The organism is Leuconostoc gelidum subsp. gelidum KCTC 3527 (assembly GCF_000166715.1).
GTDB classification, from domain to species: domain Bacteria; phylum Bacillota; class Bacilli; order Lactobacillales; family Lactobacillaceae; genus Leuconostoc; species Leuconostoc gelidum.
On the sequence record NZ_AEMI01000002.1, the window covers coordinates 1 to 12426 of the forward strand.

General features: G+C 36.7%; 16 protein-coding genes. 1 reads left to right on the plus strand and 15 read right to left on the minus strand.

Annotated elements, in window-relative coordinates:
* The 5 genes from EUI_RS09955 to gmk form a co-directional block, all read right to left on the minus strand.
* Nucleotides 1–328, minus strand: a 328-nt coding sequence (locus tag EUI_RS09955) for a hypothetical protein (RefSeq protein ID WP_010015265.1), incomplete at its 3' end; no start/stop codon positions are given.
* A gap of 10 nt (nucleotides 329–338) precedes the next feature.
* Complete coding sequence (locus EUI_RS0100260; RefSeq protein ID WP_010015267.1) at nucleotides 339–719, minus strand: CvfD/Ygs/GSP13 family RNA-binding post-transcriptional regulator; 381 nt, start codon at nucleotides 717–719, stop codon at nucleotides 339–341.
* Nucleotides 720–761: 42 nt separating this feature from the next.
* Nucleotides 762–1271: a peptidylprolyl isomerase gene (locus EUI_RS0100265; protein WP_010015269.1), complete on the minus strand. Its 510-nt coding sequence runs from the start codon at nucleotides 1269–1271 to the stop codon at nucleotides 762–764.
* 117 nt (nucleotides 1272–1388) lie between these two features.
* Nucleotides 1389–1601 carry a DNA-directed RNA polymerase subunit omega gene (gene rpoZ / locus EUI_RS0100270; RefSeq protein ID WP_010015270.1) on the minus strand — a complete coding sequence of 71 codons (213 nt, stop codon included), beginning with the start codon at nucleotides 1599–1601 and terminating at the stop codon, nucleotides 1389–1391.
* An 11-nt stretch (nucleotides 1602–1612) separates the two neighbouring features.
* On the minus strand, nucleotides 1613–2209 hold the full coding sequence (gmk, locus tag EUI_RS0100275) for a guanylate kinase (RefSeq protein ID WP_010015271.1): 597 nt from the start codon (nucleotides 2207–2209) through the stop codon (nucleotides 1613–1615).
* A 254-nt stretch (nucleotides 2210–2463) separates the two neighbouring features.
* On the opposite strand from gmk, the gene EUI_RS0100280 reads away from it, so the two are divergent.
* Nucleotides 2464–2787, plus strand: coding sequence for a hypothetical protein (locus EUI_RS0100280; protein WP_010015273.1), 324 nt, complete (start codon nucleotides 2464–2466; stop codon nucleotides 2785–2787).
* 87 nt (nucleotides 2788–2874) lie between these two features.
* On the opposite strand, the gene EUI_RS0100285 is transcribed toward EUI_RS0100280, so the two are convergent.
* From EUI_RS0100285 to yidC, 10 genes are all read right to left on the minus strand, one after another.
* Entirely contained in the window at nucleotides 2875–3948 is a 1074-nt protein-coding gene (locus tag EUI_RS0100285) for a hypothetical protein (RefSeq protein ID WP_010015275.1), read from the minus strand.
* A 47-nt stretch (nucleotides 3949–3995) separates the two neighbouring features.
* Nucleotides 3996–4346: a hypothetical protein gene (locus EUI_RS0100290; protein WP_010015276.1), complete on the minus strand. Its 351-nt coding sequence runs from the start codon at nucleotides 4344–4346 to the stop codon at nucleotides 3996–3998.
* A 214-nt stretch (nucleotides 4347–4560) separates the two neighbouring features.
* Entirely contained in the window at nucleotides 4561–5151 is a 591-nt protein-coding gene (locus tag EUI_RS0100295; protein ID WP_010015277.1) for a hypothetical protein, read from the minus strand.
* On the minus strand, nucleotides 5152–5565 hold the full coding sequence (locus EUI_RS0100300; protein ID WP_010015278.1) for a DUF948 domain-containing protein: 414 nt from the start codon (nucleotides 5563–5565) through the stop codon (nucleotides 5152–5154).
* A gap of 107 nt (nucleotides 5566–5672) precedes the next feature.
* Nucleotides 5673–7229, minus strand: a complete 1557-nt coding sequence (gene rny / locus EUI_RS0100305) for a ribonuclease Y (RefSeq protein WP_010015279.1) — start codon at nucleotides 7227–7229, stop codon at nucleotides 5673–5675.
* A gap of 99 nt (nucleotides 7230–7328) precedes the next feature.
* The gene (smpB, locus tag EUI_RS0100310) at nucleotides 7329–7793 is read right to left on the minus strand and encodes an SsrA-binding protein SmpB (RefSeq protein ID WP_010015280.1); all 465 of its coding nucleotides are present in this window, start codon (nucleotides 7791–7793) and stop codon (nucleotides 7329–7331) included.
* 90 nt (nucleotides 7794–7883) lie between these two features.
* Nucleotides 7884–10208, minus strand: a complete 2325-nt coding sequence (gene rnr, locus EUI_RS0100315) for a ribonuclease R (RefSeq protein ID WP_010015282.1) — start codon at nucleotides 10206–10208, stop codon at nucleotides 7884–7886.
* Nucleotides 10209–10281: 73 nt separating this feature from the next.
* Nucleotides 10282–10518 (minus strand): preprotein translocase subunit SecG, encoded by a 237-nt coding sequence (gene secG, locus EUI_RS0100320; RefSeq protein ID WP_010015283.1) that lies wholly within the window; start codon nucleotides 10516–10518, stop codon nucleotides 10282–10284.
* Between the two features lie 146 nt (nucleotides 10519–10664).
* On the minus strand, nucleotides 10665–11438 hold the full coding sequence (locus EUI_RS0100325; RefSeq protein WP_010015284.1) for a TrmH family RNA methyltransferase: 774 nt from the start codon (nucleotides 11436–11438) through the stop codon (nucleotides 10665–10667).
* A 70-nt stretch (nucleotides 11439–11508) separates the two neighbouring features.
* The gene (yidC, locus tag EUI_RS0100330; protein WP_010015286.1) at nucleotides 11509–12426 is read right to left on the minus strand and encodes a membrane protein insertase YidC; all 918 of its coding nucleotides are present in this window, start codon (nucleotides 12424–12426) and stop codon (nucleotides 11509–11511) included.

Below are 12426 nucleotides of genomic sequence, written 5' to 3' on the forward strand. Positions count from 1 at the left end.
CCAATAACTCATGTAACTTATTAGCTGGCACAAACATAAGTTTATGATCAAGTTTTTTTTCTATAACATTCATGTCAGACACTTCAAAAGCATATAAAGACATAAGCGTATTGTTGTTCTTGACACTTGTAAGCTCTCCTAAGCGCCATTGATCAAAATCTATTGGTCCCAATGCTTTAAATGCACGTAAGACTGCACCCAATGATGTATCGTGATTATGACGATGCATTTTTGCTGTAAAAAAATGGTAAGTCTCGCTATTTTTTTCGACCAAAAAATATGGCAAATCATCTTTTACTGCAATTGCAGTTGCCGCAATAAGTGACATAATTTCTCCTTTACCTACCAATACGATTTAACGCCTCTGTTACCCATTCATCACGGAGACTTGCAATAGGATCAAAACCATAATTAAGAACATTGTTAGTCCAAAAATGTTTTCGTAAACTTGTATTTTTTTTATGTAAACCCTGCTTTACCATTATATCATCTTGACGCAACGATAAACTAATTTTATTATTATACTGTTCAATGTCTAAAACAGTCACTACCACTTTTTGGCCAATTTTTAATTCGTTTTTCAATGCTCGCACAACACCTGTCTTACACTCTGAAATATGTATCAAACCTTGTACATGATCATCTAGCACAACAAACGCGCCATATGGCTTAATTCCCGTAATATGCCCGCTTATTTTTTGTCCAATATGGTAATCCATAATTTAAGTTCCTCAATACTATTATAACAAAAAAGCAGACAATTAGTCTGCAATCTCAATTGTTTCAATTTTAACATCTTCTCGAGGCTTATCAGACATATTAACACTTACCTTACCAATCTTATCAACAACATCAAGACCCTTAATAACCTGCCCAAACACTGTATGTTTGCCATTTAACCATGGCGTTTCTTTGGTTTGCACAATGAAAAATTGTGAGCCATTAGTATTAGGTCCCGCATTAGCCATCGACAAAGCACCACGAATGTTTAATAACTTATCTGAAAATTCATCCGCAAAGTTACCACCCCAAATACTTTGACCACCCATGCCTGTACCATCTGGATCGCCACCTTGAATCATAAAATCACGAATAACACGATGGAAGATACCATTGTCGTAATAACCATTTTTAGCATGAGTCGTAAAGTTCTCTACTGTTTTTGGTGCAATATCAGCAAACAGTTTAACTTGAATTTCACCTTGACTTGTTTTAAATGTTGCTACCGGACCCACGTAATTTTCCGCGTCTTGTTGTGGATGATCTATCATTTCTACACTCCTATTTGTTGGGCTTCATAAACTTTACTTGTTAAAGTAAAGACAAAATAATTGCTTTTTAGCTAATTAAAACTGTCATGTCGGCACTTTAAAATCGACAAATTCAGTTTATACTTGGTCTTCCATATCAGGATCAATAATCACATCACCATTTTCAATTTCTTCTAATGCTTGGCCAACTGATTTATTAGAGTTAAATGTTTCCTGTGTGGCAGGTAAACCAGCATCTAATTCTCGCGCTCGTTTGGCACCTAATGCAATTAATTTGTAACGTGAATCAACTTTTTCTAGTAATTTATCAACTGATGGATAAAGTAACATAGCTATTCTCCTTATAGTGTTTTTTCAAAAACACGTGCAACACGTAACCGTTCAGCTGTAATAATTGATTTAACTCGCTCAACGGCAAACACAACTTGATCATTTTCTACAGCATAATCGTAATTAATCATTTGTTTCAATTCATCGCGTGCGGCTGTCACGCGTTTTTCAATGACGTCTTGTGAATCAGTACCACGACCGACAAGCCTTTCACGTAAATTGGTCAAATCAGGCGGCGTTAAGAAAATATAAACCCCCTCAGGCATTTTTGACTTCACCTGCAATGCACCTTGGACATCAATTTCAAGAAAAACGTCACGCCCACTTGCTAACGTTTCATCAATGAAACTTTTTGGGGTACCGTAATAATTATTAACATACTGTGCGTATTCCAGCATGTCACCGTTCGAAATTTTCTCTTCAAAATCCTCACGCGATACAAAAAAATAATCTTCGCCATTCACTTCGCCAATTCTTGGTTGACGAGTTGTGGCTGAAATAGAGTATTGAAAATCAATGCCATCTTCTTCAAAGATAGCTTTGCGCACTGTACCCTTACCAACGCCGGATGGGCCAGATAGCACAATTAATAAACCCCGCTGTGTCATCATTTATCCTCTTTATGTACTAATGAGAACATTATACCTACTTTTCACAACAGATACAATGGTAACATACGATTTCAAATAACTGAGAATATTTGTTCCCATGGACATATATTGTGGTTATCCACAATATCCACTGTTTTATCAACAATAAGATCGAACAACTCTTCAAGAAATGGTAAAGAGGCTTTTAAAAATTTGCTTTTTTGAACATTTGTTCGTATGATATAGATAACGAATCACTCAAGGAGTATCCAATGCAAAATTTTCTGACACAACACCCAATTGAATCTCACATACAGCAACTTGTAAACTTAATTAAAAGTTTTTCAGCACCTAAAAAACGACTCCCTGTAAAACATCAACTCTCAGCTGATGAAATTATTGCTCGGTTAGAGTTGGCATTAAATACCAACTCACCAGTAACTGTTCAACTTAATAATTCATTATTAAGTGAAGATGTGTCCAATCTATTTGGTTATATTTACCAAAATAACCAAGGACAGATTTTAGTGCAATCACCCAAAACACATAAAATGATAAGCGTATTACCTGGAACAATACGTCATCTCTCAATTTGATAAATTTTAAAATAACGATTAAACAAAGGATACACTTAGGCTGTTAAAACCTTCGTGTATCCTTTTTAATTTTTTGTAATTGTTCATTTATGCCAATTTTTCAAGTCTTTCAGGTGACATTTGTGCTAACAATTTGTTTAACGCTGTGACATCTATATAACGATCAATGTCAGATGTATCTGTCACTATTTTCCCTAGACCTTGAATTGCTTTTTTTTGACTCAAAAAATTTAAATAAGATCTGATTTCGCCACCAATGCCATCTAAACTATCCCAAACTGGGACCCAATATGACATTAAGTGCAACATAGCAAAAGAATTTAATGTATCTGCATCCCATAATGCATGCGTCACATTATATTCTTTTGCTATCCCTTCATGGAAAGCATACAACAGATTCATCACATTTTCACTAACAACTCCTTTTACAGAGGCTTCTTTAAACTGCTTTAAACTTTTATTAGCATATAACATTTCATCCGCTATCTCTGATGTTGATAATTCATTTAATTCAAGTACTTTATTTTCAGTTTTCAATGGCTTAATTTTTACTGCTAACGCTTTAAAGGTTTCAGCAATAATTACTAAATTAAAATCATCATCTTTTTCATTTTCTGATAAAAATTTAAATTGTAGTTCATCTACCGCTTGTGACGTTTTCATCATTTCAGCAACATCCTTACCCTGCCATTTGAAGAAATTAATTGCCATTACGGTTCTCATAATCATTCGCCAAAAATTAATATCGAATTTAGGTGTTTGTGCAACATAACGTGCGTTCACACTACCTTCTTTTACAATAAATTGCTGTATATCATACAATACTGGTACTAATAAGACAAAATAACGCCAATCCTTATCATCACTATTAACCAACGATGCTTGCATCACCTCATTTAATTTCACTACAGCACGTTCATTACTTGTAAATTTTGTGAAATTTTGATTTACCATCATAGCAATAACATCATCCAAAAAAAATGATGCGACTTCAAAAGTCTCCTGACTGTACTTATCATTGTGCGTTAAATAGTAACGTGCGCGTAAAAAACCAGCAAATTCATTATAATTAAATTCTGGTAATTTATTTTTAGAGGTTAGCTTTTGCTTGCGTTGTACTTGCTTCATTTTCTTGATTTGCGCTGTTTTACCTTGCTTCATCCGTTATAAGTGTACAAAAAAATGTACTTCTCCTTTCAAACTATTTATTAAATACTCAAATCTAAACTATACTTCCCATTGCCAAACTCGTGCAATCGAAATTGAAATACTTGATCACCACGCTCTAAATTAGCTGTTTTAACAGTTGCCTGTTGGTTTCCCTCTAATTCCGCGATTTCAATTGCGCCATTAACTGATGACATCACAGGAGCAAATTCTTTAGTATCGGCTGATACATAAAAAACTTCTGCATTACCATAAGTTGCTGATTTACGAACTAGATTTACTGATACTTTATACCGATTTGCTTCAAATATAATATGATTAAAATTAAAATCGTGCGCATAATGAAAGAGTGAAGATAAAAAATCTGTTGCGTCAAACTTTTCTTTTGCCATGTTTACCGTGCGTTCTCTGTGGAACGTATTTCCTTTTAATTTAAATTTATTCTATACCCCATTGTACCTATAAAAAAGACTTGTTACTACCGCTTTATTAAAAATTGTGTTAATCAATCTTAAAAATGAGTAATCCAAAAAAGTATTGTTATGCTATTACAGGAAAAAGATTTAAATTCGTTAGCAAAAAACTAATGAATTTAAATCTTTTGTTTTAAAGTAGATTTTTTGTGTCGTCAATCTTATTTTTTACATCATTTGTTACTTTGTCAACTTTTGATTCGACAACATTTTTCGCGTCTTTAGAAGTGGTCGTAACTATATCCGTTGCTACTTGAGTTTCTTCTTTTGCCTCTTCGGACAAATCCTGTAACGCTTCTTCCAAAGTTAAATCATCTTGTGTCAATTCGATATCTTCATTACTAAACTTCTCACGTAAATCATCTAACGAGTTATGAGCTTTATCAACATAGGTTGTCGCAAAATCTTTGGCTTTATCGACATAGGGTAATGCTTGATCAGTTAAATTTTTAACATGATCAGCCGCTATATCAATTTGATCCCCATATTTACTTTGACCTTTTGCTTTCAATTCATAGGCTTTTTCTTTTGCCTTATCAGTGACATCCCCCGCTAAATCAGCTGTTGCATAGGCTACGTCATAAGCTTTATCACGCAAGGCTTCACCTGTTTGATTTGCTTTTAACTTCAATTCATTTTGCTTATCTTTTGGTAAAGATTTAAAAGCTGCAATAGCAGCGGCTCCTGCTAAAATTCCTGCTAAAATTCCTTTTACTTTTGACATTTACTTATTCTCCTTTTTAGTTGATTTTTTATTTTTATACCTACCCATGGCAGTTTTTGTTGCCTGTTTGGCAACCGCCGCAGCAACACCACTAACGCCAAAACTTGTTGCTGCCTTTGCAGTTGCAAATTTATTTGTAACGTTTTGAATAGTCGCATTTAATTGTGACACGGTCACTGACATGTCAGCAATTGCTTGCACGGTTGGATCCAACGTCTTGACTTTACCATTGACATCATTTAATAGTGTATTCGCATTACCAAGAATTTCATTACTTGATCGGGCAATACTATCCACATCTAAAGTAATAATATCTAAAGATCTTGTTAGTCTCCACAAGAAAAAACCAATGAACAATACTAACAATAGAAAGGCAACCGCAAAAATAATGAGTGCTAATTGTCCTAGTTCCATAAAATCCTCCTAATATCTAAACAGAAATTATTAAATTATATGAAAAAGAAACGAGTTTCATATAATTTAATTATAACAAAAAAGTTACTCAACGAGTAACTTTTTGATTAATGCGCATAATCAGTTGCGCGTGTTTCACGAACAACTGTAATTTTCACATGACCTGGATATTCAAGTTTCTCTTCAACATCCGTTTTAATATCATGTGCCAAAACTGTTGCTTGTAAATCTGTTAATTTTGTTGGTTCAACAATAACACGCACTTCACGACCAGCTTGAATAGCAAACGATGCCTCAACGCCTTCGTAGTGATTTGCAATTGCTTCCAAATCTTTCAAGCGTTGCACATAATTTTCAAGCGATTCGCTACGTGCACCTGGTCTTGCTGCACTAATTGCATCAGCAGCGGCTACCAATTCTGAAATTGGTGAGGTTGCTTCAACATCCCCATGATGCGATGCAATAGCATTGATAACTACCGGTTTTTCGTTAAACTTCTCGGCTAAGCGAACACCTAGCTCCACATGAGAACCTTCTACTTCAGCGTCAACTGCTTTACCGATATCGTGTATTAATCCAGCGCGCTTCGCAAGCGCGACATCCATTTTAAGCTCTGCTGCCATCATTCCCGCAAGTTTTGCGACCTCGATTGAATGTTGTAGCACATTTTGACCATATGATGTTCTATAATTCATTCGGCCGATCATTTTAATCAAATCTGGATGAAGACCACGCAATCCCAATTCAAAGACTGCTGCCTCACCCTTTTCACGTATTGTTTCATCAATCTGTCGACGTGCTTTTTCAACCATTTCCTCTATACGAGAAGGGTTAATACGACCATCCGCTACTAGAGCATCTAATGCCATTTTAGCGATTTCGCGTCGAATAGGATCAAATCCACTCAAAACAACTGATTCAGGTGTATCATCAATAATCAAATCTATACCTGTCAATGATTCTAATGTACGAATATTTCGACCTTCGCGGCCAATAATACGGCCTTTCATGTCTTCGCTTGGTAAATGAACAACAGAAACAGTAATATCTGCTACTGCATCCGCTGCCGACCGTTGAATTGCTTGCACAATAATGTTTCGTGCTCGTTTTTCAGCTTCACTAGTTGCGTCTTCTTCAGCTTCTTTAACTAGCGCAGCACGTTGACGTACCAAACTTTGTTTCGTTTTGCTTAAAATTTGTTCTTTCGCATCAGTAGGCGTTAGTTGGGCAATTTCTTCCAATTTATCCTTCTGATCCGTTACCAAGTCATCTGCTAATTTTTGTTTTTGATTAGCATCATCCAACCGAAGTTGCACTTGGTTTTCTTTTTGAATCAATTGTACATCACGTTGATTCAAGGCCGCATCTTTTTTGTCGAGGTTCAAGACGCGGTCTTCAAGCCGTTGTTCCTGTTGCTGCAACTGCTTCTGACGATCCTTGAAATCAATGTCCACCTGATTACGGTAATCTTGGGCCAATTCTTTCGCGTCAGTTTTTGCTGCACGTGTTAAACTTTTAGCTTCATTGTTTGCTTGTTCAAGAATGTTACCTGCAATTTGTTTCGTTGAGGTGATTTGCTTTTTGTCCTGTGACAAACGTAAATAATAACCAACACCGATACCAATTACAATTGCGAAGAGCGCCGAAATGAGTGTCACTACCATGAGCTTCTTTCCTTTCAGCTTGTGAAATTTTAATACTTCACATATATTAAGTATATCTATAAAATGAGTTAAGGTCAAACAAAAAAAGCCGTTTGGCTCTTAATGTTTTAAACGTCTTCCCAACTCACGCTCTTGATCACGTTTTTTGATGTCTTCACGTTTATCGTATTTCTTTTTTCCACGTCCTACACCAATTAATATTTTAGCAAAACCATGTTTCAAATAAACTTTTAATGGCACAATTGTTACTCCTGGTTCGATCGCAGCCTTGTTAAGCGAGACAATTTCACGTTTATGCAATAATAGCTGCCGTGGACGTAGCGGATCAACATTGAACTGGTTGCCTTGTGTATAAGCTGCTATATTAACATTTGTCAGTACCGCATTGCCATTATGAATTGTAATAAAGCCATCACCAATCGTTATTTGACCAGCACGTACAGATTTTATTTCTGTTCCTGTAAGAGATATGCCAGCTTCAAATGTTTCTTCAATCGCATAATTAAAACGTGCTTTTCGATTTTGAGCCAGATAATTACCCGCATTTTTGTTTGTTTTGGCCATGATTTTCAACCTCCATGACTGAATTCAGCGTGACATTATTACTCGCATGATGTCATCAATACTTCGCTAAATATCAACTAACACCTTGTCTTAAAAATTACGCTTCGAATCACGTTTTTGACCTTGTTTAGCATCTAATGGCCCACGTCTTTGTTTTGGTCCTTCTGATTTGCCACGACGCTCATTTTTTCGCCGTTCATCGCGATTACGCCCAACGCCAAATTTACCGTTTGATTTTGAGGCAACACGGATTTCCGTTGTTGGTGCACTATCTGTGTCAATTAAGATAAAATCAACTGTTCTCTCTTCCTTGTTAACACGTAGTACCTTAACTCGTACTTTTTGACCAATTTGGAAAATGCGATGCTTTGATCGCCCAATCAAAGCAGCATGCGACTCATCGTATTCATAATGATCATCAGTTAGATTAGAAATATGGACTAACCCTTCAACCGTATTTTCTAAACTAATGAATAGCCCAAATTTCAAGGCAGAATTAACAACCCCATTAAACTCCAAGCCAACTTTATCCAACATGTATTCAGCCTTTTTCAAAGCATCAACATCACGTTCAGTATCAACTGCACGACGTTCTCTTGTACTGGTATCCTCACCAATTTTTACTAATTTATCAGCATATTTTGCTTGTGATTCAGCACCATAACCATGTTTTTCGTACCACTTAATTAAACGATGAACAGTTAGATCAGGATAGCGACGAATGGGTGACGTGAAGTGTGTATAATATTGTGCGCCTAGTCCAAAATGTCCAACAGGATCCGAAGAGTATTTAGCCTGTTTCATAGCACGTAGCATCATTGTCGAAATCATTTGCTCGGCAGGATCACCAGCAACATCAGCCATCAATTTTTGCAACATACTTGGGGTCACTTTACTTGGATCACCATAAACTGGATGGCCTAACGCTTTTGAAAACTCAAAGAAAGACTTGGCACGTTCTTCATCTGGTGTTTCGTGAATACGGTACAAAAATGGCACTTCTAATTTATCAAAATGCTCAGCGACCGTTTCATTAGCAGCCAACATAAAGGATTCAATCATGCGCTCTGCAGTCCCACGTTCACGCAACTTAATATCAATCGCTTTGCCATCCTCATCGACAATAATTTGAGCTTCAGGTGCATCAAATTCTATCGCACCCCGTTCTTTGCGCATTTTGTACAGAATTTCATGAAGTTCACCCATTACTTTAAACATTGGTGTTAACTGTGCATATTCTTCTTGCACAAATATATCACCTTCTAAAATTTTATTAACTGCATCATATGTCATTCGTGCATGCGATTTCATTACTGATGTGTGTAAGCGATGATTCACTATACGGCCTTGTGGATCAATTTCCATCTCAGCAGACATAGCCAAACGGACAACGTTTGGATTTAACGATGCAATACCATTAGAAATATTACGTGGCAGCATTGGTATGACCCTATCTGTTAAGTAAACTGAGGTACCACGTGTATATGCCTCATTATCTATAGTCGAACCTTCGGTCACATAATGTGATACATCTGCAATGTGAACGCCTAAATGATAATTACCATTATCTAACTTCCAAGCAACAACTGCATCATCAATATCCTTTGTATCGGCCCCATCAATAGTCACAAGTGTTTGTTCAGTGATGTCTTCACGTCCCGCCCACTCAGTTTCTGGCACTTCTACAGGAATTTTTGCAGCATCATCCAAAACTTCTTGGGGAAATTCACTTGGCACTTTTTTTGCATAGACAATCTGTAAAATATCCATTCCTGGCTCATCTTTATACCCAAGTGTCTCTGTCACATGTGCAATGAGTTCGCGTGGATGAATTTTGTCAGGGAATCGTGTGACTTCAGCAACCACAACTTGCCCATCATTTGGCATCAAGCCATTCGAATTAATCAGTACTTTAAAATTCATGGCTTTTTTATCATTAATTCTAAGCTCACCTATCATACCTTTGGCTTCAGAACCTATTGAAAATGTGCCGACAACACGCTCGTAGGCATGTTCAATAATTTCTTCAACTTTACCTTCAGGCCCACGATCAGGTGATGGAGATGGTTTGATGGTTGAAACAGATACTTTATCCCCTTGCATAGCTTGTAAAGTATTCTCGGGATTAATAAAGAAGTCGGGTAGTTCAGCATCATATTTCACAAAGCCAAAGCCCTTATCATTAGCCCGATAGTCTCCCATCGTGTAACCTGCATGATCACTATGTTTATATTGTCCGTTATCATCAAGAGCATCACCATCATGCACCAATGCATTCAATGCATTTACAACTTGTTGATAGTGACTTGCTGAGTTCATTCTTAACCCGTCAGCCATATTTTGTGCAGTGAAATGCTGCAACTGATTGGCTTTCAAAAAGCCATTAATTTGAGATTTTAATTGTTCAATTTCCATTTATTTATTCTTTCTAAATTTTTTCAAAATAAAAAGTCAGTCTACAAAAAGAGCAAACTGACCATTATATTTTTTAATGTGCTGATAAATACATCAACGCAAAACCAATAACAAACCACAGTCCACCTAAAATAGCAGTTGAACGGCGCATCACAGCTTCAAATCCACGTGACTTACGTTCCGCGAACAGATCACCAGCACCACCTGACAGTGCTGATAATGCATCTTGTTGTTTACTTGGTTGCATCATAACTGTCACGATGAGCAAAAAGCCCACGACAATCAAAGCAACGGTGAGTGTTTGTTCCACAGTTATATCCTCTACTCTAAATCGTTAAGTACTATTATAGCAAAAAACCATATCTTTTGCACAATAGGATTTTTATTCTAAAGACAACTCATAACACATACCTGTTGAATGTCTTATTTGCTGTGACGTCATGTCTTATTTTTCTACTAATTTCCAGATGCTAAACTGAACATTAAAATGCCACCAGCAATAGCCACATTCAGACTCTCAGCTTGACCTTGGATTGGGATATATAAATTAGCTGTTGTCTTGACGGCTAATTCATCTGACATACCTTGCCCTTCATTACCAACAATTAGAGCAAATTGTGTACTAGATTCAATTTCACGGTATGAGCGTGCCGCCTCGTTTAGTTGCGAACCATAAACTGACAAATTATTAGCAGTTAAAGCGTCTGTCCATTCAACCAAATCACCAGTCAAAACTTCTAAGTGAAATTGTGATCCTTGCATCGCACGGACAACTTTTGGGGAATAAGCATCTGCTGTTCCTTCACCAAATACAACCCCTTTGAAACCAGCAGCATCTGCTGTACGTACTAAAGTGCCAACATTACCAGGGTCTTGAATTTTATCAAGTAATAACCAAGCGCCATCATGTACATAACTCGGGTCAAATGTTTTATCTGGCAATGAGATTTCTGCAAAAATGCCTTGCGGTGTATTCGTTCCTGCAATATGTTTAGCGACTTCTTCACTAATTTCAAAAGCTGGGACACCATGTGGTACATCAGGTAAATGTGTTTGCATCTGTTCTTCTGTGGCCATGACAGCATGAAACTTAGCATTTGCCTTAACTGCTTCCTCAACTAAATGCCAACCATCTAATAAATACGTACGATTTTCTTGACGTCCTTTTTTAGTTGCCAATTTAGCCCAAGCTTTTACACGATTATTTTGATTTGATAAAATACGATCCATTTTTTTAATTCTTCCTGTCCTGTTATTAGAACTGACAAAAGTACGTCAAATATCTTAACGTACTTAACCATTAACGTTTTTGTTTTCCAACATTACGCTGTTTCTTATTTTTAGTCTCACTTGATTGCAATGTTTTCTGATCACCATCAGTAGATGTCACTGTATTCTTCGCCTTCGAACTCTCTTGCATTAAATCATCAGCCGTTTTTTTGATTTTGAATTCACGTCCAACACGTTTTTCAAGACCTGGTCGCTGGTAATGTTGTATCAACGTTTGAATAAGCGCAAACAAACCACCGACTACAAAATACAAACCAATTGCGCCACTGGCAATCATAGCAAAAACAAAAATCATTATTGGACTAATAAACATCATCATTGCCGATGTTTTCTTTTGTTCTTCTGGCATATGTTGCATAGCTAACCATGCTTGAATAAGGTAAATAATACCAGCCGCAATAGCAAAAACAATTTGTGGCTTACCTAAGTTAAACCCTAGAAATTCAGCACCTTTCAGTGCTGGGGCATGTAAAATGGCCGAGTAAAGACCAGAGAAAATAGGTAACTGCATAGCCATGGTTAAAAACGAAATACCACCAATAACGCTGACATCATTTTCACGGTATAGTGACATCATTGCCATACTAGCTTGCTGCTGTTCTTGCGTTGTTCCTGCTTTACGTGTCAATGCCTGTAATTTGTCAATTTCAGGTTTTAGCGTTTGCATTTTAATTTGGTTAATTGTGGTGTTAACTTGTTGATTCAAAAAGAAAGGTAACAGTATCAGACGCAAGATAGCCGTGATGATAATGATTGCCCAGCCAATGCCATTTACCCCACCAATGATATGTGCGATATCAGTCATAACATTAGCTAAAGGATGTCCAATCCAACGATACATTTTACTATGCTCGTCATAGCCACCAGTAATTAAGATAATGTCTAATATTACAAAAGCTGCTGTTAGAACCCGCTTTAATTGTTTCAT